The organism is Cedecea sp. B1(4) (assembly GCF_059414925.1).
Genome location: NZ_JCAHMZ010000002.1, coordinates 768,145 through 789,411, shown reverse-complemented (window position 1 = coordinate 789,411; position 21,267 = coordinate 768,145). Strand labels below are relative to the sequence as shown.

Below are 21,267 nucleotides of genomic sequence, written 5' to 3'. Positions count from 1 at the left end.
TTTTATTCCCTCTCTCCTTTGGGGAGAGGGTGAGAGGCTGGCCAAGGGGCATCAGGGTAAAACCATTCAGGAGAACGCCATGACATTAGCAACACTGGCCCGGCTGCTGCTGGTTGTGGCCGCTTTATTGCCGGGGCTTGCCGCCGCCGGGGATGCAGAAACGTTTACGGCTGCAAACCGCACGGCGCAGGCTGACCTGCTGCAAAGCTGGACGCGGGCGCCAGATCCCGCTCGTTTACCGCTGCTTAATGCGCTGCAGCAGGAAACGCTGGTCACCGACGGGCATTCGGCTTTCAACCAGACCGGATCCGTGCTGACGCCGTTGGGCGACGAAGCCCAGCCGCAGGGTGAGACAAAAAAACTCCGACTGACCAACCGGCTGCGCGTTTTGGTCGCCGGAGCGCTGGCCAGCCATCAATTAATAAGTGACAACGTCACCACTCGTTTAAACGCCGCGAAAGCTTTGCAGAAAGAGGCGCCGCCTGAGCTGCTGCCCGTTTTACTAAAGCGGATTAGTGCAGAAAAAGAACAAGGCGTGCGTGATGCGCTGACGCTGGCCGCCGCCCGCCTTGAGCTAGCCAGCCCGCAGGCCGCCGTACGCCTGGAGGCGGTTAAACTGCTGGGCAAGTCCACCGACCCGGACACCGAAGCGTTACTCAAACCTTTAACCGATGCTGGCGCAGAGCCGGATGCCAACGTGCGCCAGGCCGCCGTTGACGGGCTACATCAAATCGAACGCCGCCAGATGCTGGGGGATATTCTCGGCCAGGCGTTTATGGGGCTTTCTCTGGGGTCGATTTTGCTGCTGGCCGCGCTGGGGCTGGCGATCACGTATGGCCTGCTGGGCGTGATCAATATGGCGCACGGCGAAATGCTGATGCTGGGCGCGTACTCGGCGTGGGGCGTTCAGGCTGCTTTCCAGCAGTTTGCCCCGGCATGGCTGGCGCTTTATCCACTGGTTGCGCTGCCGGTGGCTTTTGCGATCACCGCCGGGATTGGCATGGCGCTTGAACGCACGATTATCCGCCATTTGTATGGCCGCCCGCTGGAGACGCTGCTGGCGACATGGGGTATCAGCCTGATGCTGATTCAGATCGTGCGCATGCTGTTTGGGGCGCAGAACGTGGAAGTGGCTAACCCGGCCTGGCTGTCCGGTGGGCTGCAGGTGCTACCGAACCTGATCCTGCCGTGGAACCGCCTGGTGGTGCTGGGCTTTGTGCTACTGGTGCTGCTGTTTACCTGGCTGCTGCTGAATAAAACGCGGCTGGGCATGAACGTGCGAGCCGTGACGCAAAATCGCGCGATGGCGGCCTGCTGCGGTGTTTCGACCGGGCGCGTAGATATGCTCGCTTTCGGGCTTGGGTCCGGCATTGCCGGGTTAGGCGGCGTGGCGCTTTCTCAGCTGGGTAACGTCGGCCCCGAGCTCGGCCAGGGGTATATTATCGACTCCTTCCTGGTGGTGGTGCTGGGCGGCGTCGGGCAGCTTGCCGGGAGCGTGGCGGCGGCGTTCGGGCTGGGCATCTTCAACAAGATCCTCGAACCGCAAATCGGCGCGGTGCTGGGCAAAATTTTGATTCTGGTGCTGATTGTACTGTTCATTCAGAAGCGGCCACAGGGGCTGTTTGCGCTCAAAGGGAGGGTCATTGACTGATGAGTATGCCGCTGACTTTAACGCTCGGGCGTAAAGCCCCGCGCCTGACTTTGGTATTGGGGACGCTGCTGGTGGTTTTGCTGCTGACGCTGCCGTTTCTGACGCTGTTGCCTGTCAGTAATCCGCTCAGCCTGTCGACCTACACCATGACGCTGATCGGCAAAATCCTTTGTTATGCCATCGTTGCGGTGGCACTGGATCTGGTCTGGGGCTATGCCGGGTTGCTTTCCCTCGGGCACGGCCTGTTTTTCGCCCTCGGCGGGTACGCTATGGGGATGTACCTGATGCGCCAGGCTGCCGGTGACGGGCTGCCCGGCTTTATGTCGTTTCTCTCCTGGAGCGAGCTGCCGTGGTACTGGTCCGGCACGCAGTACTTCGCCTGGGCGCTGCTGCTGGCGATGGCGGCCCCGGGGCTGCTGGCGTTTGTGTTCGGCTATTTCGCCTTTCGCTCAAAGATTAAGGGCGTGTACTTCTCGATCATGACGCAGGCGTTGACCTATGCGGGGATGCTGCTGTTTTTCCGCAATGAAACCGGCTTTGGCGGCAATAACGGGTTTACCGGCTTTACCACTCTACTGGGGATGCCCGTTACCGCGGTGGGGACGCGTATCGGGCTGTTTATCGCTACCGTGCTGCTTTTAGTGGCGAGCATTGGCCTCGGCTTCTGGCTGGCGCGCAGCAAGTTTGGTCGCATTCTGACGGCGGTGCGCGATGCGGAAAACCGCCTGACGTACTGCGGGTACGATCCCCGGGGCTTCAAGCTGCTGGTATGGACGCTTTCTGCGGTGCTGTGCGGCTTAGCCGGGGCGCTGTACGTGCCGCAGGTGGGCATTATTAACCCGGGCGAAATGTCGCCGACCAACTCTATTGAGGCCGCTATTTGGGTGGCGTTGGGCGGGCGCGGCACGCTGATTGGCCCGGTGCTGGGGGCGGGGCTGGTGAACGGGGCGAAAAGCTATTTTACCATGGCGGTGCCGGAGTACTGGCAGCTGTTCCTTGGCCTGATTTTTATTCTGGTGACGCTGTTTTTACCGCGCGGGGTGATTGGCCTGCTGCGCAAAGGAGAGAAATGATGCAGCCTGCCGAATCTCTGTTTACCCGCCAGTACCCCACGGATCGCTTTCGCGAACAGACCGACCCGGTGCTGGCGCTGGAAAATATCAACGTTAACTTCGATGGGTTTCAGGCGTTAACCAACCTGTCGCTGAACATTGGCGTGGGGGAGCTACGCTGCGTGATTGGGCCAAACGGGGCCGGAAAAACCACGCTGATGGACGTGATCACCGGCAAGACCAAACCCCAAAGCGGCAAGGCCTTTTACGATCAGTCCATCGACCTGATGCGGCTGGAACCCATTGAAATCGCCAGGCGGGGCATTGGCCGTAAATTTCAAAAGCCCACGGTATTCGAGGCGCTGACGGTCTTCGAGAACCTGGAAATCGCCCAGAAAAACGAGAAGTCGGTGTGGGCTAGCCTGCGGGCGAAGCTCAGCGGGGAGCAGCGCGACCACATTGATGACATGCTTGTGACGCTGCGGCTGACCGGGGAGCGCCATCGTCGGGCGGGGCTGCTGTCCCACGGGCAAAAACAGTTCCTCGAAATCGGCATGTTGCTGGTGCAGGAGCCGCATTTGCTGCTGTTGGACGAGCCTGCGGCGGGCATGACCGATGCCGAAACCGAATACACGGCGGAGCTGTTTCGCAGCCTGGCGGGGAAGCATTCGCTGATGGTGGTTGAGCACGATATGGGCTTTGTGGAAACCATTGCCGACCACGTTACCGTGTTGCATCAGGGGCAGGTGCTGGCGGAAGGTTCCCTGCGCGAAGTGCAGGCGAATGAGCAGGTTATTGAGGTCTACCTTGGCCGTTGAGGAGCAAATATGCTACAGGTGAATGAGCTTAACCAGTATTACGGCGGCAGCCATATTCTGCGCGGCGTCAGTTTTGAGGTACGCGTGGGGGAAGTGACCTGCCTGCTCGGGCGTAACGGCGTGGGGAAAACCACGCTGCTGAAAAGCCTGATGGGGCTGGTGCCGGTGAAAGGCGGCAGCGTAAGCTGGCAGGGGAAAACCATCACCCAGCGCAAACCACACCAGCGTGTTCAGGCCGGTATTGCCTACGTACCGCAGGGGCGGGAAATCTTTCCGCGGCTGACGGTGGAAGAAAACCTGCTGATGGGGCTGTCACGCTTTTCCGGGCGTGAGGCAAAGGCCGTCCCGGACGAGATTTACCAGCTCTTTCCGGTGCTAAAAGAGATGAAGCTCAGGCGGGGCGGCGATCTCTCCGGCGGACAGCAGCAGCAGCTGGCAATTGGCCGGGCCCTGGCCTGTAAGCCACAGCTGCTGATTCTGGATGAGCCGACGGAAGGGATCCAGCCGTCGATCATCAAAGAGATCGGTCAGGTGATTCGCCATCTCGCCGGGCGCGGGGATATGGCAATTCTGCTGGTGGAACAGTTTTACGATTTTGCCGCAGAGCTTGCGGACCAGTATCTGGTGATGTCGCGCGGGGAGATAGTCCAGCGCGGGCACGGCAGCGCCATGGAACAGGAAGGCGTCCGGGGGCTGGTGGCGATATAAGTGGTCTGCCAAAAAATACCGATTGTGGTACTTTTGGCTGAACCTCTGTGCGCCTATAGTTTTCGACATTCACCATCGAATTCCAGAGGTTAGCATGTCTTTTACCGTCAACAGTTACCAGCAGCCGATTGGCTTATCTCTTCCTGACTGGCAGCGCCGCCCGCTGCCGGAGCGTGTCACGTTAGACGGACAGTTTTGCCGCCTCGAGCCATTAAGTTCGGCTAGGCACGGGGCGCAGCTTTGGCAGGCCTGGGGGCAGGCTGAAGATGCGCGAGGCTGGACTTATCTCAGCGTTGGGCCGTTCGATACCGAAGTCGATTTTATGCAGTACATTGCCGGGGCAGAAACCAGCGCCGACCCTTTTCATTTTGCCGTGGTGGATACCGCCAGCGGCCAGGCGCTGGGCACATTGTCGCTGATGCGCCTTGACCCGGCGAACGGCAGCATTGAAGTCGGTTTTGTGGTGTTTTCACCGCTGCTGCAGCGCACCGCTCTGGCCACGGAAGCCCACTTTTTGCTGATGAAGTATGCGTTTGAAACTCTGGGCTACCGCCGCTATGAGTGGAAGTGCGACAGCCTGAACGGGCCATCTCGCCGCGCGGCGCTGCGTCTGGGCTTCCGTTTTGAAGGCGTGTTCCGCCAGATGGGCATCTACAAAGGGCGTACCCGCGATACGGCGTGGTTCTCTATCACCGATGGCGAGTGGCCGCTGGTGAAAAGCGCGTTTGAACGCTGGCTTGCCGCGGACAATATGCCTCACGGCGTACAGCGTGTTGGGTTGGCGGCTATTCGCGACGCACTTAGCCGCCAGAAAAGCGAATCCGCTCGGCAGGTGAATGTCCGCCTGTTAGCGGCGGGCGACCGGGCGCAGTGGCAGGCGCTCTGGCAGGGCTATCTGACCTTTTATGATGCTCAAATAAGTGACAATGTCACCGATTTGACCTGGGAACGTATGCTGGATGCACAGGAGCCCCTGTGGGGATTCGGGGCTTTTGACGACCAGGGCACTATGCTTGGTTTCACTCACTTCCTCTATCACCGCAGTACCTGGTCAGCAACCAACTACTGCTACCTGGAAGATCTGTTTGCGACGCCGCAGGCGAGGGGTAAAGGCGTTGGTCGGGCGCTGATTGAAGCGGTACGCCAGCATGCTGCAGCCAACAACAGTTCGCGTCTGTACTGGCATACCCATGAAACCAACGCCACCGCGCAGACGCTGTATGACAAAGTGGCGAAGAAGTCCGGCTTTATCAAATACGAAAAAGACGTGTAATCATGAGCGCCTCGTCAGGCCGTTATGGGCTGACGGGGCGGAGTATTAATGCCGATCACGATGGCGTAGTAAGCCAGTACAATTGTCCCCATCAGCACCACGAACAGCATGTAAGGTGGCAGCCAGCTCAACAACAGCCCGGTGACCAGCGGGTTGCAGGCTCCACCAAGCCAGCCGAGCTGCTGGGCGGCAAAGTAGCTTGATTTCAGCCCCGACGGCGCGATGTTGTCGACAAGCATGTATTCCCCCGGCGCGTAGATCAGCTCTCCAATGGTAAACACCAGCGAAGACAAGCCCCACAGCCACAGGTTAGTGCCAGAAATCATAAAGCCGCCGAGGCCGCAGACGAAAAACAGCGTGCCGTAGAACATCATCTTTTTGATGTTATCGGGGCGAATGTTTTTGCCCAGGAAGTACTGGAATGCGACAACCACAATGGCGTTGACCGACAGCACGACGCTGACCACCTTTTCCGCCAGCCCGGTATCACCGATAACAATCGCATATTGCGACAGGCAGCCGGCGAACGCGCCGTAAACCATCGAGCCTAAAAATGCCGAGGTCGTGAACCACATCAGCTGTTTGTCGCGCAGCATCATGCGCGGCGATGGCAGAACCTTGTCTTCCACTTCCGTGACGCGGCTGCTTACCGGCTGGCTTTGAACGTAACGGGCAATCATCAGAATTGGCAGCAAGGCGGTCATGGCGGAGAGCCAGAACGGCAGATTGGTGCTGTACATCACCACGAAGGTGCCTATCGGCGGGCCAACCGTCCAGCCGACGTTGACGAAGGTGTAGTTGAGGGAGAAGATTTTGGGCTTCAGGCTGATGTCCAGCGTTTCGGAAAACCAGGCTTTCACCACCACCGAGAACACGGTGTAAGAGCAGTTGATAATGGAGTAAAACAGCACCACCAGCCCGGCGTTGTGCACCAGCGGGATAACCGCAAAACCGCCGAGGAAGATGACGATAGCCAGCAGCATCGCCTTTTTCTTATCGAATTTATCCGCAAGGATGCCAAACCACAGGCTGAAGATCACCCCGGTCACCAGCGCGACGGTAATCGCCAGGCCGATATCCGTCAGCGCCATATGGTATTCGCGAGAAAGATAAATGGTCATAAATGGCAGCGTCAGACCCCGCCCGATAGTCAGCAGCAGCGAAGAAAGAAGTAACGCAGTTGTTGCAAGTTGTTTGCCTGCAAACAGATTTCTGAGGGCAGTCATGGCGGCCTGTTTAGTCATCGTGAGGTAAGAGAACAAGAAAGATTTATCACGAAAAATCAGCCTGGTATAGCAACCAGATCTGACATAAGCACGATACATCACATCTGTACTCCTGACAAAAAGTGGGATCTGTATCTATTTACTCAGGGGGATAAGGTTTATTTTTTTACAAATCGATAATAAATACAGGGCGGGACAATGACGCGTAAAGATGGATTGCTGGCGTTGCTGGTGGTGGTGATTTGGGGCGTGAATTTTGTGGTGATTAAGCTGGGGCTGCACAATATGCCGCCGCTGATGCTGGCGGGGCTGCGCTTTTTGCTGGTGGCGTTTCCGGCGCTGCTGTTTGTGGCCCGGCCAAAGCTGCCGTTCCGGCTGCTGGCGGGCTATGCGCTGACCATCAGCTTCGGGCAATTTGCCTTCCTGTTTACCGCAATCAAGTTTGGCATGCCCGCCGGGTTGGCTTCACTGGTGCTGCAGTCTCAGGCGTTTTTCACCATTATCCTGGGAACGTTTTTCTTTGGCGAGCGGCTGCAGGCTAAGCAGCTGGCCGGGATCACCCTGGCGGTCTTCGGCGTGCTGGTGCTGATTAAGGGCAGTTTCGAAGGCCAACACGTCGCGCTGCTCGGCTTTATGCTGACGCTGGCGGCGGGCATGAGCTGGGCGTTCGGCAATATCTTTAACAAGATGATCATGCAGCATGAACAGCGCCCGGCGATCATGTCGCTGATTGTCTGGAGTGCGCTGATCCCGGTGCTGCCGTTTTTTGCGGCAAGCTGGCTGTTGGATGGCCCGGCAACGATGCTGCAAAGCCTGGTGAACATCGATACAACGACCATTCTGTCGCTGATCTACCTGGCGTTTATCTCTACCATTGTGGGTTACGGTATCTGGGGCACGCTGCTGGGGCGCTATGAAACCTGGCGCGTGGCGCCGCTGTCGCTGCTGGTGCCTGTGGTGGGTATGGCCAGCGCGGCGTTGCTGCTCGGTGAAAAGCTGACGGTAATGCAGTTGCTGGGGGCGATACTGATTATGGGCGGGCTGTATATCAACGTCTTTGGTCTGCGTTTTGGCCGGTCGGTGAAGCGGGCTTCATCCTGATATGTGCGGCACCCGCCCAGCATCGGGCGGGTCAGCCTTTATCTTACGAACGCGAATGACCGTGGTAGTACGGGGAGCCCAGCTCTTCTGAACGTTCAGCTGCCGTTTGCTGCGGACCTTTAGACAATTGACTGCCGGAGCAGGTGATCATGTTGCCGTAGTTGGCCTGGGTGGCGTTGAAGCTGCCGGATTGCTCCGCAAGAGCGTGGGTTGATGCCAGCGCCAGAAGGAGCGCGGCTGCGGAGATGACTTTCATATTTCCTCGGTTATGTCTGTAAAACGGACGGTGATGCGTTAGTTACACAAACTGCAATACTGGTTGTACGGGTGCAGATATTTGCCTTCGCCAGCGAGACGGGTTACGCGGTACTTGTGCGGCGGCACCGAGAAGTAGTTCTTGAAGGTGCGGGTTAACGTCTGCTGCGATTCAAAACCGTAGCGCTCGGCCAGATAAAGGATCGGTTCGTTGCTCTCTTTAAGCTTCAGGGCGATTTCGGTCAGCTTACGGTTGCGGATGTACTGGCCCATTGAGTGGCCGGTTTCTTTTTTAAACATCCGCTGCAGATGCCACTTGGAGTAGCCTGAGCGCTGAGAAACCTTCTCCAGCGAGAGCGGGGTTTCCAGGTTCTCTTCAATCCACCCCAAAATGCTTTGAATTGTGACCGCATCATTGTTGCGTCTGGACATCGTTTCACCTCTTTGCAGGTTTACGGCAATACCTTTTTCAACAGGCGATAAAGCGTATCGACTTCGTCGTCCGTAAGGTTTTTAGTGAGTTCTTTATGGAGGCTAAGCCCCACCAGGTTTCGGCATTCTTCACACAGCGCCACGCCTTCCGGCGTCAGCCTGATCAGAACGCCGCGCTTATCGTTGGGGTTCGGCAAACGCTCGATCCAGCCTTTGCACAGCAGGCGGTCCAGCATTCGGGTTAACGCACCGAGGTCAACGGAAAGCACTTTTTTCAGCTCGACTGGGGTAATACACACTTCATAGTGAATGGAGCACAGCACCTTAAACTGGGTCGCGGTGATATCCAGCGGGGAGAGTGAATCGTTTAACAGGCGATCTTTGTGCTGATTCACCATGTGGATCAATCGCCCGAGGGGGATCATTTCGTTAAACAGATCACAGGTGCTTTTCACTATGTTTGCCCAGGCAAGTAGATTAGTCACGGCAGATACTATTGCCGAGGCAAGTATAAGTCAACGTGATGATTCAGCCGATGCCACGAAAAGCTAAAACGCTTCAACAGCGGTCAGTAAACTGCGGGCTGCTATAGTCTAACCTGCGCTATAGCTGTTCAATAAAGGACAAAAAAAGGATAAAAATATGATGGATTTACTCAGGGCTATCGGCCTTGGCCTTGTGGTACTGCTGCCGCTGGCGAACCCGCTCACCACCGTGGCGCTGTTCCTTGGGCTTTCCGGGGACATGAACAGCCGGCAGCGCAATCGCACGGCACTCATAGCTTCGGTGAATGTGTTCGCCATCATGATGGTGGCGTACTACGCCGGGCAGGTGGTGATGAACACCTTCGGGATTTCGATTCCCGGGCTGCGTATTGCCGGGGGCTTGATCGTCGCCTTTATCGGCTTCCGTATGCTGTTCCCGCAGCAGAAAGCACATGAATCCCCGGAGGCGAGAAGCAAGTCGGAAGAGTTAAGCGAAGAGCCGGAAGCCAATATCGCTTTTGTGCCGCTGGCGATGCCGAGCACGGCAGGGCCTGGCACCATCGCGATGATTATCAGCTCCGCGTCCACGGTGCGGGCGGGATCTGACTTCCCGAGCTGGGTCATTACCGTTGCGCCACCGCTGATTTTCCTGGCCGTGGGCGTGATTCTTTGGGCCAGCCTGCGAAGCTCCGGTGCGATTATGCGAATGGTGGGTAAAAGCGGCATTGAAGCGATTTCCCGCCTGATGGGCTTCCTGCTGGTATGTATGGGCGTGCAGTTTATTATTAACGGCGTGCTGGAAATTATTAAAACTTATCCCGCCTGATTTGAGCGCGCTGGAAAAAAATGCCCTCGTAATGAGGGCATTTTTGTTAATGCGTAGGCTGGGACTGCTCTTCCAGCGCTACCGGCCAGCGGCGGAACACCAGAATGGACCAGACCAGCGCGATAAGCGCCGGAATCGCGCCGATAAAGCCGATATCTGACATGGAAATATGCAGGCTGACCTGGTTCCCCACCAGCGCGCCCGCGCCAATGCCGATATTAAAGATCCCGGAGAACAGCGACATCGCCACGTCGGTGGCATCCGGCGCCAGGGCCAGGACTTTAACCTGCATCCCCAGGGCCACGATCATAATTGAAATGCCCCAGAACAGGCTGAGCCCGGCAAGGGTGAGTTCGCTTTGCGCGGCGGGCAGCAGAAGGACCAGGCAAGCGGCCATCAGCGCAATTGCGCCGGACACCAGTCCTGAAGCGTATTTATTCCCCCATTTGCCAAACAGCACGCTGCCGATGATGCCCGCGCCGCCAAACAGCAGTAAAAGTAGGGTGGCAAAGTTAGCGCTAAGTCCGGCAATTTGCTGGACGAAAGGTTCGATATAGCTGTAGGCGGTGTAATGCGCGGTGACCACGACCGCGATTAAGGCATAGATATTGACCAGTGCCGGGCGGCGGAACAGTTTGGGCACGCTCGACAGCGAGCCAGAATGTTCGCTCGGCAGTTTGGGCAGCAGTTTCATCAGGCAAAACAGCGTGATGGCCGCCACGACGCCAATGACGAAGAAGGTGGTACGCCAGCCGAAATACTGCCCGACGATACGCCCGATCGGCAAGCCTAGCACCATTGCCAGTGCCGTGCCGGTGGCGAGCAGGCTTAACGCCTGCGCTTTTTTGCCCGCCGGAGCCATGCGAATGGCCAGGGAAGCGGTAATCGACCAGAAAATGGCGTGGGCGAAAGCAATCCCAATGCGGCTGATCACCAGCACGGTAAAGTTCCAGGCGAGGAACGACAGCACGTGGCTGGCAATAAACAGCAGGAAAATGCTAATCAGCAGGCGGCGACGTTCAACCTGGCTGGTCATCAGCATAAAGGGCAGCGACATCAGGGCCACCACCCAGGCGTAGATAGTCAGCATGATCCCGACCTGCGCGGTTTCCATGCCAAAGCTTTGCGCAATGTCGGACAGCAGGCCGACGGGCACAAATTCGGTGGTGTTAAAAATAAAGGCGGCGACGGCGAGAGTGACGACCCGCAGCCACGCCGTTTTGCGCGAAACGGTAGCAATTGTCATAAGGGAATATGCAGGTAAATAAGGGGTAGGAATGGGGCGATCATAAAACCATCAGATCGACGACACAACCCATTTTGTGATTTATGTCTCATTTGGGGCTAGCGCCTGGGTACGGTAGAAAAAAAACAGCACAGTTCGGGCGAGTATGTCATGGTAGAGGTGAAGAAAATAACAATGAAAAGCAGGAGTAACGCCAATGCAAGCAATTGACTTTTATATGGTAGACGCCTTTGCAGACGCAACGTTTGGCGGCAACGCGGCGGCGGTTTGCCCGCTCAGCGAATGGCTGCCGGATGAAACGCTGCTGAAAATGTCGCAGCAGCATAATCAGTCGGAAACGGCTTTTTTCGTGACCACGGATGAGGGCTTTGAGCTGCGTTGGTTCACCACGCAGGGGGAGATCAACCTTTGCGGGCACGCTACGCTGGCGGCCTCCCACGTTATTTTCGAGCATCTGGATTACCCGGAGGCGACGATCCGTTTCAGCACGCGTTTTGTTGGCCCGCTGACCGTGACGCGTAGCGGTGAGTGGCTGACGCTGGATTTCCCGGCCTGGGAAACGCAGCCGATTACGCCGCTGCCCGAGCTGCTGGCCACGCTGGGTATTAGCGAGTGTAAAGAGATGCGCGTCGGGCGTGATTATATGGTGGTGCTGGAAAGTCAGGCGCAGGTTGAGGCGATTCAGCCCGATATCAACGCCATGATCCCGCTGGAGAAAATGGTCTGTATTACCGCCGCAGGCGAAAGCGAGTATGACTTTGTCAGCCGCTTCTTTTGCCCGGGAGAATCGGTGCCGGAAGATCCTGTCACCGGCTCCGCTCACAGCATGTTGATCCCTTACTGGGCGGATAAGCTGAATAAAACCCATCTGCTGGCGCGGCAGGTCTCTTACCGCGGCGGCGATCTGCGCTGTCAGTACAAGGGCGACCGGGTGTTGATTGGCGGCAAGGCCGTGACCTATCTGGTGGGGAAAGTGCTGCTGCGCTAACTTGCCGGGTAAAATTCCCCGGAATTAATGAATGCAGTTCATAAAGGCTAGCACGTCGGAGGCGATTATTAAGCAATCCGTGCGTGCTAGCCTTATTGCATTCCATTATTCAGGAGAAAAACATGCCTTCTTCCCAGAACGTTATTGTTGTTATCGGCAGCGGGTCAATTGCTCAGGCGATTGCCCGCCGCGTCGGCACCGGCAAACATATTTTGCTGGCCGATATCACGCCGAAAAATAGCCAGGCTGCGCAGCAAACGTTGCAGCAGGCGGGTTTCCAGGTCAGCACCACCGTGGTTGATGTTCGCTCACGGGAATCGATTCAAAATCTCGTGAGTCTGGCTTGTGGCCACGGAGAAGTGAAGGGCGTGATCCACACCGCCGGGCTTTCACCTTCCCAGGCTGCCGCTCAGGATATTCTGCGGGTCGATCTTTACGGGACGGCAGTGGTGTTTGAGGCGTTTGGGAAGGTTATTGGCGCGGGAGGTTCCGGGGTGGTGATGGGCTCGCAGTCCAGCCACCGGCTGGATGTGGACGCGCTGACGCAGGCCGAGGCCGACGATCTGGCAACGCTGCCGCCGGAACAGCTGCTGGAATTACCGCGAGTCAAAGCCATTGACGACAGCCTGTATGCCTACCAGCTGTCAAAACGGGGTAATGCGCTGCGGGTGATGGTCGAGGCGGTAAAATGGGGGCGGCGAGGCGCGAGAATCAACTGTATCAGTGCCGGGATCGTGTATACCCCATTGGCCTATGACGAGCTGAACAGTGTCGAACGCGGGGAGTTCTACCGAAATATGCTGGCGAAATCCCCGGCGGGAAGAGGCGGTACGCCGGACGAAATTGGCGCCCTGGCCGAGTTTCTCTTTGGCCCGAACGGCACCTATATCAGCGGGAGCGATATCCTCATCGACGGCGGGGTGACCGCCGCTTATAAGTATGGGGATCTCAAGGCGTAGTTAAGGCACCTGCGAAGGCAATTCCAGCAGCGAGATAAAAGCATCCAACTGGCGGGTTTTGGCGTCCCTGCGCCACAGCAGCCAGGTGTCCAGATAGCGTTTGTCGTCCGGCAGCGGCCAGGTGCTCACCTGATGGCTGCCCGGCATACTCTCCAGCATACTCCGGGGCATCAGTGCCAGACCTGCGCCCGCAATGACGCAGGCCAGCATCCCGTGATAAGACTCCATTTCGTGGATCTTGCCCGGCATGGCCTGGCTGTCGTGAAACCAGCTCTCAAAGTGACGGCGGTAGGAGCAGTTGGCCCGGAAAGCGTAAATACTCTCGCCGTTAACGTCGGCCCCGCTGAGAATAGGGGCATGATCCGCAGGTGCGACGATAGTCATTTCTTCACGGTACACCGCCACGCCTTCAAGAGAAGGATGCAGCACCGGGCCGTCAACAAAGGCGGCGGCGAGGCGGCCTTCGAGCACGCCGTCAATCTGGTCGCCGGAAGGTCCGGTGGTGAGAGAAAGGTGGATTCTCGGGTAACGCTGGTTAAAGTTTGCCAGCACGCCAGGAATGCGCACCGCCGCCGTACTTTCTAACGAGCCCAGTGCCAGCGGGCCCTGGGGGGCATCGCCGGACACCACCATGCGTGCTTCGTCTACCAGCGCCAGAATGCGCTTGCTGTAGGCCAGGAAGCTGTGGCCGGACGGGGACAGCTTCAGGCGCTGGTTCTCGCGAATGAACAGCGCCACGCCTAAGTCGGCCTCCAGATGCTTGATGCGGGTCGTGAGATTCGACGGGACGCGGTGTACCTGCTGCGCGGCGGCGCTTATGCTGCCGGTTTCCGCGACGGCGTTAAACATTTCCAGCTGAGTGAGATCCATAGCTTTCTCAAATCGTGAAGGGTTTGCTTAGTATTATTCATTTTTAAACTTTGTGCCTCAAGGCTACTGTTAACATCTCATTCACCTGTCGAGGCACCACCATGCAATCAGTAACCGGGCAAACCCACGCCATTTCACGCAATCCCGCTACCGGTGAGCGCATTGCGGTTTATCCTTTCGAGAACGCAGCGCAGATTGATGCCGCGCTGGCACGTAACCAGCAGGCTTTTAACGCCTGGCGCGTTACCCCGCTTAACGAACGTGCGCAGAAGCTGCGTGATTTGGGCGCGGCGGTGCGTAAACACGGCGAGGCAATGGCACAAATGATTACCGCCGAGATGGGCAAGCCTATTTTGCAGGCACGCGCTGAAGTGGCGAAGTCCGCTAACCTTTGCGACTGGTATGCCGAGCACGGCCCGGCCATGCTGGGGGCGGAAGCGACTCAGGTTGAACACAATAAGGCCGTGATTGAATACCGTCCGCTGGGGCCGATCCTGGCGGTAATGCCGTGGAACTTTCCGCTGTGGCAGGTGCTGCGTGGGGCGGTGCCGATTCTGCTGGCCGGGAACAGCTATATTCTGAAACATGCGCCAAACGTGATGGGCAGCGCCGAACTCATTCGCCAGATGTTTGTTGATGCGGGGTTCGTGCCTTCTCTGTTCGAACTGCTCAATGTGACGCCAGAAGGGGTTAGCCAGGCGATAAACGATCCGCGCGTGGCAGCCGTCACCGTGACCGGTAGCGGTAGAGCAGGCGCAGCGATTGGCGCTCAGGCAGGCGCCGCGCTGAAAAAATGCGTGCTGGAGCTGGGCGGGTCCGACCCGTTTATCGTGCTGAATGATGCCGATCTCGACGAAGCCGTGAAGGCCGCCGTGGCCGGACGTTTCCAGAACACCGGGCAGGTTTGCGCCGCCGCGAAACGCTTTATCGTTGAAGCCGGGATTGCCGAAGCCTTTACTGACCGCTTTATTGCCGAGTTGAAAAACTATGAGGTTGGTACGCCGCAGGAAGAAGCTAATCGCATTGGGCCGATGGCGCGCTACGATCTGCGTGATGAGCTGCATGAACAAGTGACAACGTCACTTAAGCAGGGCGCAAAACTGCTGATCGGCGGGGATAAACTGCCTGGCGAGGGCAACTACTATGCGCCGACCGTGCTCACTAATGTCACGCCAGAGATGACCGCGTTCCGCCAGGAGCTGTTTGGCCCGGTGGCCGCGATTACCGTCGCCTGCGACAGCGAGCATGCCCTTGAGCTGGCAAACGACAGCGATTATGGCCTGTCCGCGACGGTTTATACCGCGAACGAACAGTTGGCGCTGGAGATGGCTGCACGCCTCGAATGCGGCGGGGTGTTTATCAACGGCTATAGCGCCAGCGATCCGCGCGTGGCGTTTGGCGGGGTGAAAAAGAGCGGGTTTGGCCGCGAGCTTTCCCATTTCGGGCTGCATGAGTTCTGTAATATTCAGACCGTGTGGAAAGACAGGCGCTAGTTTAGCCCGCCTGACGTCGGCTTGCCGGGGAGGAATAATACTTGTTTTCCCCGGTAAGGGCAGACGTTATGCTGGTTTATGCCCGCACAATCAGTAAAAAGTAAGGCCGCCGTGAAGGTGGCCTTGTTTGTCATGAGAATGAAATAATTCTGTCATTTTCGCTCAGTACACTCGCGGCATCGTTGTGTTACTGAAGAAAATCATGAACATAAGTCAAATTTTTCGCCGTTTAAATCCCTTCAGGCTGGTTGCCCGTCGCCCTCGTGAGTTCGGGCTGCTGAGCGGGGTGGTTGGCGTTATCGCACTCTTTTCCGTGCTACAAATTCTCTCTACCGTGTCCCTGTCCAACATCCTGCATGAAACCCGCCAGAGCGTCCTCGAAAATAACCAGCTGCATCAGCAGCAGGTGGTCATGGAGAAGGCGAGAACCTCGCTGCTGATGACCAGTGACCTGCTGAACCGGGCGGGCGTTTACTTTATGCAGGACAAAGAGACCGGGTCGGTCGGCAGCTGGAACAGCCTGGTGGATGAGGCCGACGCCTCCCTGAAAGTTTCGCAGCAGAATTTTGCCGCCTGGCAGCAACTTCACCCTGCGGGCAGCGAGAGCCTGGCCAACAGCTATCAGCTGTTCTTCGGCGGATTAAAAGAACAGCTGGAAGGGATGCAAAAGAAGGCCTCCATCGATGCGTTCTTTGAAGTGCCGATTCAGGCTTTCCAGTCCGATTTCAACGAGCAGTACGCGCGCTATCAGACCGAAGGCGAGAAGCAAACAGCTGCGGCCAGCCACACATTGCTGAACAGCCTGAGTCAGGCGCAAACGCTGTTTATTATCGCGCTGGGTATATTACTGGTCGTGGCGATTGCCGTCTGGCTGGGCGTGGCTCGCTGGGTGATTCGCCCGCTGCGCAGCCTTATCGAACATTTACATATTCTGGCCGCCGGCGATCTGTCGCGGCTCCCCGCTGAGCGAAAACTGGTTAATCGCGAGGTGAAGCAGCTGCACGGCAGCGTGCTGGAAATGCAGCAGGGCATTCAGCAACTGGTGCAAGAGGTGCGGGAATCCTCGGCCATTCTGTTAAGCAATATTGGCCAGCTTGCGGAAGGGAATAACGAGCTGTCTACCCACTCTTCACAGCAGGAGCAGGAGCTGGAGAAAGTTACGCTGCATATCACCGAGCTGGAATCCCGAGTACAGGAAAACAGCCAGTACGCTATTCAGGCGAACCAGCGCGCGGACGAAGCGCGTGAGATGGTGGCAGGCGGCGACCAGATGATGCATACGGTGAATACGTCAATGCAGGATATTGTGACCCGTTCCTCTGAGATGCGCGGCATTGTAGCGATGATTGATAACGTTGCTTTCCAGACCAATATCCTGGCGCTAAACGCCGCCATTGAGGCGGCTCATGCGGGCAACCAGGGGCGAGGTTTTGCGGTGGTGGCACGTGAAGTTGGCCTGCTGGCGAAACAGAGTAGTCAGTCGACCAGAAATATTCAGTCGTTGATCAATAACTCGCTGCAGGGTATTGAGCAAGGCAGCGAAGCCGTCTCAGAGCTGGAGGCGCAGTTGAAAAATGTGATTGCCCAGGTGACCCGCCTGAGCGGGCTGCTGAATGAAATTTCCAGCGCCTCCGTTGACCAGGGCGCCAGCGTGCATCACGTCACGGCGCGGATCACCACGCTTAATCAGGCGGTGAGCCAGACCGGGCTGCTGATTAAGGCCTCGGCTAATACCTCAAAACGTTTGCTGGATGAGTCCCAACGCCTTGAAAAAGCTGTCGCTCGCTTTCAAATGACCGCCTGAGTTCGTCTTATTATCGGCCCGTGGCTCTGGTATACTTTCGCCGCTTAACATATGCCTCAGGAGCGCACGGTGCCGGTTCAATTAAACAATCAGTTACTGGAAGAGATCCTCGACCAGGTTCGCCCTTTGCTGGGTCAAGGAAAGGTCGCGAATTATATTCCGGCGCTGGAAGAGGTTTCCGGCAATAAGCTCGGGATTGCTATTTGCACCGTGGACGGAGAGTTCTTCAGCGCCGGGGATGCGTCAGAGCGTTTTTCTATTCAGTCGATCTCTAAAGTGCTGAGCCTGACGCTGGCGATGGGTCGCTATGATGAAGCTGAAATCTGGCAGCGCGTTGGCAAAGAGCCGTCCGGCCAGCCGTTTAACTCTCTGTTACAGCTTGAGCTTGAGCAGGGCAAACCCCGCAATCCGTTTATTAATGCCGGTGCGCTGGTGGTATGTGACATGCTGCAAACCCGCCTCAGCGCGCCCAAACAGCGGATGCTGGAAGTCGTGCGGGCGCTCTCCGGCGCCGACGATTTAGTCTACAACACACGCGTGGCGCGGTCTGAATTTGAGCATTCGGCACGCAATGCCGCGATTGCCTGGCTGATGAAGTCATTTGGTAATTTTGAGAATGATGTCATTACGGTGCTGCAAACCTATTTCCATTACTGTGCGCTGGAAATGAGTTGTCTGGAGTTAGCCAAAACGTTTTTATTTCTGGCCAATCAGGGGCGGGCTCTGCACATTGCTGAACCGGTGATCTCTGCTCAACACGCTCGGCAGATTAATGCGCTGATGATCACTAGCGGCATGTATGACGGCGCGGGGGAATTTGCCTATCGCGTGGGGTTACCGGGGAAATCGGGCGTGGGTGGCGGGATTATTGCCAACGTACCGAATGAAATGTCTATTGCCGTGTGGTGCCCGGAGCTGGATGCTTCCGGTAACTCACTGGCCGGAACGGCCGCGCTGGAAATTCTCTCTCAGCGCATCGGGCGCTCTATTTTTTAACCGACGCAGTTATTGCAATAATAATAATCCCGGTATGCGCAACCATAGCACGCCAACCAGGCTAACGGTGGCCAGCACGGCCAGCATTATGGCGGTAATGATGAGTCGTTCCGCCCAGGGTGTTTTACGCATTTCAGCTCCGGGAAATCCTACGTTTATGGACTATAAGGCAGCGACGTTAAACATCGGTTAAACCTGAGGCTGCTAATTATTCCCCGGCAATAAGTCTGAATTTTTAGCCACAAAGCCTGCCGTTGACAAAAGGCGGCGGAGAAGGTGGCAAAAATTTAACTTATGGCTAATAGTTCATGCGGAACGCTGGCGAGTTGAGTGAATTTTCTTCTTTCTCTCAACGCCCTGGATTGTTAGCGGGGTAAACATGCTAAGCTAATGCTTATTTTCGCAATCACCTGATGGCGCTATTTATTTTCAGCGGTGATGAATAGATATGAACCAGGATAGCATGGTTAATCGACCTAAGTTTTCATTCTTTTCCCCCGATAAAATGCTGTTAAATGCGATCAGTGTTTTTGCGCTTACCACGCTATTTTACTTCTTTGGCGCTTCGCTTCGGCTGGTTAACGATCTTTCGCTATTCTGGCCGCTGAATGCGGTGCTGGCCGCCATATTTGTGCGTAATCCGTGGCTGAACAAAGCCATTTATTATTTTATTTGCTATGCGGCAATGCTGGTTTATGACGCCTTTACCACCCAGTGGGGCTGGCAGTCGACGATCATCAACTTTTCAAATATGGTGTTTATTGTCACCGCCGCCCGTTTATTGCTGCGCTATTCGCGCAATATGGATGAGAGTAATTGGGCGCTAAATGCGTTTAATATTTTTAACTTTTCGCTGATTGCCGCCGTATTATCTTCATTATTTGGCGCGGTAGGATCGCTGGGGATAAGCGGCGATTACCATGAAAAGTTTATGCCGCTCTATGCTGACTGGGTGAGCGAGCAGTTTTCAACAGGCGTGCTGATGCTGCCCTGTTTACTGACCGCCAGCTGGCCTTCCTGGCGGAAACTGACCGGAATCGTGCCGTCAGACATGTATCCGTTTTTTTCCGTGGTGATTGCAGTCTGCACGGCGATGATTATCGGCGGGGCGGGGAGCCTGGCATTTCCGCTCCCTGCGCTTATCTGGTGCGCTATTCGCTACCCCCTCCCGGTTACTGCGCTGCTGACGCTGATTACCGGCGGGGTGGAAATTGTGCTGGTGGCCCATGCGGCAATTAATCTCCATTCCGAACAGCCGCTGCTGCTGGTCGATCAGATGTTCTCGGCGCGCCTGGGCATTGCCACTATCGCGATTTGCCCCCTGATTGTTTCCATCAGCGTGGATGCCATTAATCAGCTGATTAAGCAGACTTCGCTGCGCGCCGACTATGATTACCTGACGGGCGTTTATTCCCGCTCCGGGCTGTTTGAAGCACTCAAGCGCAGCGGGCGGCATCAACCAACTCCGCAAGAGCCGCTGCTGTGCGTGATGCTGCTGGATATTGATTTTTTCAAACGAATCAATGACAGCTGGGGCCACGAATGCGGGGATACCGTGCTGGCCTCTTTCGCCAGCAGAGTGCTGGACACCGTAGGTGAGCGAGGAATGGTGGCGCGCATCGGCGGGGAAGAGTTTGTTGTGGTGTGCCGGGTTCGGGATAACCAGCAGGGTTTTGAGATTGCCGAGCAGATCCGCAAAACGATTGAAGTCAGTACTTTTCACTACGAAGAACAATCGCTGTTTATCACCGTCAGTATTGGCCTGGCTGAGGCGGCGCTGGGTAATAACACGCTGGAAGCAACCTTTAATCAGCTTATTCCCGAAGCGGATAAGTATTTGTATTTATCGAAGCGGCAGGGGCGCAATAAAACCAGCGCGAGTAGCTTCCACGCTGAAGTGTTTCCGGCCTCGCACATGAGTGATTCTTAATAGCCATGTTCACTTCGGATCCTTTATTATCGCGTAGTATGCCCGTGCAGTTTGTCGTGGCTGGTTCGTTTGCCTGAGATATTTATGCGTACACCCGATCCTCACAAAAATCCCAGAACTCACGGCTCTCGCTTCGTTAATCGCATGTATATCATGCGTATGCTGGGGACGTTTCTGTGCTTCTTGCCCCTCTTTTCGGTACTGAATGAGCAGCAGTCCTCTGTGCCAGTTATGGCGCTGTTGGTCGTTAACGCTTTTGTCTGGCCGCACGTGGCGCTGTTAAAAGCGCGCTTTTCTGCTTCTCCCGTCAAGAGTGAAAAACAAAACCTGGTGATCGACGCGGCAGCCGGGGGCTTCTGGATTGCGATGATATCGCTCAGCGCGCTGCCGTCGGTGGTGATTATCACCATTCTGGTTTCCGACCGACTGGCCGCCGGGGGAAAACCGCTGATGAAGCGGGCGATGCTGGCAATCTTGCTTGCGTTTGGGCTGACCTGGATAAGCCACGGGATGCCGTTTACTCCGGCGGTTTCTGCCCGGACAATGTACGCCACGCTGCCGCTCATTGCCGTTTACACTATCGCGCTCAGTATGCTGACGGCTTCGATAGCGCTGAAGCTGCGGGAAAAGAGCCGCGAGCTGGAAAACATTGCCATGATGGATCCCCTGCTGGGGATTGCCAATCGCCGCCTGCTGGAAAGAAAAATCAGTAATGAGCTGGCGCGGTTGCGCATTGCCTGCGGCAGTTCGGCGCTGATGTTTATCGACATAGACAATTTCAAAGAAGTGAATGACCGTTTCGGGCATAAAGTGGGGGACGCCATTCTGATGGCGGTGTCCGACGTGCTGCGGATTGTCACTCGCTCCAGCGACACGCCGGCACGTCTTGGCGGGGACGAGTTTGTGGTCCTGATGCCGAATACCTCCCTGGAGGAAGCCGAAGGTATTGCCCAGCGGATCCTGCTGGAGTCCATTAATGTTCGAGTCCTGCCTGAAAAAAATGCGTTCTGCACCCTGAGTATCGGGATTGCCTGTGCGACAAAACAGATGCCGGATGCCGCCGAATGGTTAAAAGCGGCAGATGATGCACTCTACAACGCAAAACGTGCCGGGAAAAACCGCATTTACGCCGCCTGAGTAATGATCATCTAAAC

The 21,267-nt window shown here is 56.5% G+C and carries 21 protein-coding genes; 14 read left to right on the top strand and 7 right to left on the bottom strand.

Annotation, left to right across the window (positions count from 1 at the left end; genetic code table 11):
- Positions 1-79: 79 nt before the first annotated feature.
- The 5 genes from urtB (at position 80) to ACR6JA_RS07070 (ending at position 5,502) form a co-directional block, all read left to right on the top strand.
- Positions 80-1,651, top strand: a complete 1,572-nt coding sequence (gene urtB / locus ACR6JA_RS07090; RefSeq protein WP_494493198.1) for an urea ABC transporter permease subunit UrtB — start codon at positions 80-82, stop codon at positions 1,649-1,651.
- Entirely contained in the window at positions 1,651-2,724 is a 1,074-nt protein-coding gene (gene urtC, locus ACR6JA_RS07085) for an urea ABC transporter permease subunit UrtC (RefSeq protein WP_494493197.1), read from the top strand. Before urtB ends, urtC begins: the two co-directional genes overlap by 1 nt.
- Positions 2,724-3,521, top strand: a complete 798-nt coding sequence (gene urtD / locus ACR6JA_RS07080) for an urea ABC transporter ATP-binding protein UrtD (RefSeq protein WP_494493271.1) — start codon at positions 2,724-2,726, stop codon at positions 3,519-3,521. The genes urtC and urtD overlap by 1 nt, the downstream gene beginning before the upstream one ends.
- Positions 3,522-3,530: 9 nt before the next feature.
- Positions 3,531-4,229: an urea ABC transporter ATP-binding subunit UrtE gene (gene urtE, locus ACR6JA_RS07075; protein WP_008459042.1), complete on the top strand. Its 699-nt coding sequence runs from the start codon at positions 3,531-3,533 to the stop codon at positions 4,227-4,229.
- A 94-nt stretch (positions 4,230-4,323) separates the two neighbouring features.
- Entirely contained in the window at positions 4,324-5,502 is a 1,179-nt protein-coding gene (locus tag ACR6JA_RS07070; RefSeq protein ID WP_494493196.1) for a GNAT family N-acetyltransferase, read from the top strand.
- A 14-nt stretch (positions 5,503-5,516) separates the two neighbouring features.
- Here the strand turns inward: ACR6JA_RS07070 and ACR6JA_RS07065 are convergent, their stop codons facing one another.
- Positions 5,517-6,728, bottom strand: coding sequence for an MFS transporter (locus ACR6JA_RS07065; RefSeq protein ID WP_494493195.1), 1,212 nt, complete (start codon positions 6,726-6,728; stop codon positions 5,517-5,519).
- Positions 6,729-6,926: 198 nt separating this feature from the next.
- Between ACR6JA_RS07065 and eamA the strand changes: the two genes are divergently transcribed.
- Complete coding sequence (gene eamA / locus ACR6JA_RS07060) at positions 6,927-7,829, top strand: O-acetylserine/cysteine exporter (RefSeq protein ID WP_166874003.1); 903 nt, start codon at positions 6,927-6,929, stop codon at positions 7,827-7,829.
- Positions 7,830-7,872: 43 nt separating this feature from the next.
- Here the strand turns inward: eamA and marB are convergent, their stop codons facing one another.
- From marB to marR, 3 genes are read right to left on the bottom strand one after another with little or no spacing between them, the layout of a single operon-like run.
- Complete coding sequence (gene marB, locus ACR6JA_RS07055; protein WP_213714079.1) at positions 7,873-8,085, bottom strand: multiple antibiotic resistance regulatory protein MarB; 213 nt, start codon at positions 8,083-8,085, stop codon at positions 7,873-7,875.
- Positions 8,086-8,123: 38 nt separating this feature from the next.
- Positions 8,124-8,516, bottom strand: coding sequence for an MDR efflux pump AcrAB transcriptional activator MarA (marA, locus tag ACR6JA_RS07050; RefSeq protein WP_008459033.1), 393 nt, complete (start codon positions 8,514-8,516; stop codon positions 8,124-8,126).
- A 20-nt stretch (positions 8,517-8,536) separates the two neighbouring features.
- Positions 8,537-8,971 carry a multiple antibiotic resistance transcriptional regulator MarR gene (gene marR, locus ACR6JA_RS07045; protein ID WP_213714082.1) on the bottom strand — a complete coding sequence of 145 codons (435 nt, stop codon included), beginning with the start codon at positions 8,969-8,971 and terminating at the stop codon, positions 8,537-8,539.
- A 187-nt stretch (positions 8,972-9,158) separates the two neighbouring features.
- On the opposite strand from marR, the gene ACR6JA_RS07040 reads away from it, so the two are divergent.
- A complete protein-coding gene (locus tag ACR6JA_RS07040; RefSeq protein ID WP_213714085.1) occupies positions 9,159-9,827 on the top strand; it encodes a MarC family NAAT transporter in 669 nt (222 codons plus the stop codon).
- Positions 9,828-9,873: 46 nt separating this feature from the next.
- Here ACR6JA_RS07040 and ACR6JA_RS07035 read toward each other — a convergent pair whose 3' ends face one another.
- Complete coding sequence (locus ACR6JA_RS07035; RefSeq protein WP_213714088.1) at positions 9,874-11,073, bottom strand: sugar transporter; 1,200 nt, start codon at positions 11,071-11,073, stop codon at positions 9,874-9,876.
- 196 nt (positions 11,074-11,269) lie between these two features.
- On the opposite strand from ACR6JA_RS07035, the gene ACR6JA_RS07030 reads away from it, so the two are divergent.
- Both ACR6JA_RS07030 and ACR6JA_RS07025 read left to right on the top strand, forming a co-directional pair.
- Positions 11,270-12,061 (top strand): PhzF family phenazine biosynthesis protein, encoded by a 792-nt coding sequence (locus ACR6JA_RS07030; protein WP_213714091.1) that lies wholly within the window; start codon positions 11,270-11,272, stop codon positions 12,059-12,061.
- Between the two features lie 122 nt (positions 12,062-12,183).
- Positions 12,184-13,020 (top strand): SDR family oxidoreductase, encoded by an 837-nt coding sequence (locus ACR6JA_RS07025; RefSeq protein ID WP_494493194.1) that lies wholly within the window; start codon positions 12,184-12,186, stop codon positions 13,018-13,020.
- Here the strand turns inward: ACR6JA_RS07025 and ptrR are convergent, their stop codons facing one another.
- Complete coding sequence (gene ptrR / locus ACR6JA_RS07020) at positions 13,021-13,890, bottom strand: putrescine utilization regulator PtrR (RefSeq protein WP_494493193.1); 870 nt, start codon at positions 13,888-13,890, stop codon at positions 13,021-13,023.
- A 101-nt stretch (positions 13,891-13,991) separates the two neighbouring features.
- Between ptrR and ACR6JA_RS07015 the strand changes: the two genes are divergently transcribed.
- The 3 genes from ACR6JA_RS07015 (at position 13,992) to glsB (ending at position 18,183) form a co-directional block, all read left to right on the top strand.
- Complete coding sequence (locus tag ACR6JA_RS07015; protein ID WP_494493192.1) at positions 13,992-15,383, top strand: aldehyde dehydrogenase family protein; 1,392 nt, start codon at positions 13,992-13,994, stop codon at positions 15,381-15,383.
- A gap of 202 nt (positions 15,384-15,585) precedes the next feature.
- A complete protein-coding gene (locus ACR6JA_RS07010; RefSeq protein ID WP_494493191.1) occupies positions 15,586-17,187 on the top strand; it encodes a methyl-accepting chemotaxis protein in 1,602 nt (533 codons plus the stop codon).
- Between the two features lie 69 nt (positions 17,188-17,256).
- Entirely contained in the window at positions 17,257-18,183 is a 927-nt protein-coding gene (glsB, locus tag ACR6JA_RS07005) for a glutaminase B (RefSeq protein ID WP_008459016.1), read from the top strand.
- A gap of 9 nt (positions 18,184-18,192) precedes the next feature.
- Here the strand turns inward: glsB and ACR6JA_RS07000 are convergent, their stop codons facing one another.
- Positions 18,193-18,315 (bottom strand): hypothetical protein, encoded by a 123-nt coding sequence (locus ACR6JA_RS07000; RefSeq protein ID WP_254902675.1) that lies wholly within the window; start codon positions 18,313-18,315, stop codon positions 18,193-18,195.
- A 316-nt stretch (positions 18,316-18,631) separates the two neighbouring features.
- On the opposite strand from ACR6JA_RS07000, the gene ACR6JA_RS06995 reads away from it, so the two are divergent.
- Positions 18,632-20,113: a sensor domain-containing diguanylate cyclase gene (locus ACR6JA_RS06995; RefSeq protein WP_494493190.1), complete on the top strand. Its 1,482-nt coding sequence runs from the start codon at positions 18,632-18,634 to the stop codon at positions 20,111-20,113.
- Between the two features lie 84 nt (positions 20,114-20,197).
- The gene (locus ACR6JA_RS06990) at positions 20,198-21,250 is read left to right on the top strand and encodes a diguanylate cyclase (RefSeq protein ID WP_494493189.1); all 1,053 of its coding nucleotides are present in this window, start codon (positions 20,198-20,200) and stop codon (positions 21,248-21,250) included.
- Positions 21,251-21,267 lie beyond the last annotated feature (17 nt).

Coding starts and splice junctions, on each gene's coding strand:
- eamA (WP_166874003.1), top strand. CDS start 6,927: ATGACGCGTAAAGATGGATTGCTGGCGTTGCTGGTGGTGGTGATTTGG.
- urtB (WP_494493198.1), top strand. CDS start 80: ATGACATTAGCAACACTGGCCCGGCTGCTGCTGGTTGTGGCCGCTTTA.
- marB (WP_213714079.1), bottom strand. CDS start 8,085: ATGAAAGTCATCTCCGCAGCCGCGCTCCTTCTGGCGCTGGCATCAACC.
- ACR6JA_RS07010 (WP_494493191.1), top strand. CDS start 15,586: ATGAACATAAGTCAAATTTTTCGCCGTTTAAATCCCTTCAGGCTGGTT.
- ACR6JA_RS06995 (WP_494493190.1), top strand. CDS start 18,632: ATGAACCAGGATAGCATGGTTAATCGACCTAAGTTTTCATTCTTTTCC.
- ACR6JA_RS07025 (WP_494493194.1), top strand. CDS start 12,184: ATGCCTTCTTCCCAGAACGTTATTGTTGTTATCGGCAGCGGGTCAATT.
- ACR6JA_RS06990 (WP_494493189.1), top strand. CDS start 20,198: ATGCGTACACCCGATCCTCACAAAAATCCCAGAACTCACGGCTCTCGC.
- ACR6JA_RS07000 (WP_254902675.1), bottom strand. CDS start 18,315: ATGCGTAAAACACCCTGGGCGGAACGACTCATCATTACCGCCATAATG.
- ACR6JA_RS07030 (WP_213714091.1), top strand. CDS start 11,270: ATGCAAGCAATTGACTTTTATATGGTAGACGCCTTTGCAGACGCAACG.
- ACR6JA_RS07065 (WP_494493195.1), bottom strand. CDS start 6,728: ATGACTGCCCTCAGAAATCTGTTTGCAGGCAAACAACTTGCAACAACT.
- ACR6JA_RS07040 (WP_213714085.1), top strand. CDS start 9,159: ATGATGGATTTACTCAGGGCTATCGGCCTTGGCCTTGTGGTACTGCTG.
- ACR6JA_RS07015 (WP_494493192.1), top strand. CDS start 13,992: ATGCAATCAGTAACCGGGCAAACCCACGCCATTTCACGCAATCCCGCT.
- ptrR (WP_494493193.1), bottom strand. CDS start 13,890: ATGGATCTCACTCAGCTGGAAATGTTTAACGCCGTCGCGGAAACCGGC.
- ACR6JA_RS07035 (WP_213714088.1), bottom strand. CDS start 11,073: ATGACAATTGCTACCGTTTCGCGCAAAACGGCGTGGCTGCGGGTCGTC.
- marA (WP_008459033.1), bottom strand. CDS start 8,516: ATGTCCAGACGCAACAATGATGCGGTCACAATTCAAAGCATTTTGGGG.
- urtE (WP_008459042.1), top strand. CDS start 3,531: ATGCTACAGGTGAATGAGCTTAACCAGTATTACGGCGGCAGCCATATT.
- ACR6JA_RS07070 (WP_494493196.1), top strand. CDS start 4,324: ATGTCTTTTACCGTCAACAGTTACCAGCAGCCGATTGGCTTATCTCTT.
- urtD (WP_494493271.1), top strand. CDS start 2,724: ATGCAGCCTGCCGAATCTCTGTTTACCCGCCAGTACCCCACGGATCGC.
- urtC (WP_494493197.1), top strand. CDS start 1,651: ATGAGTATGCCGCTGACTTTAACGCTCGGGCGTAAAGCCCCGCGCCTG.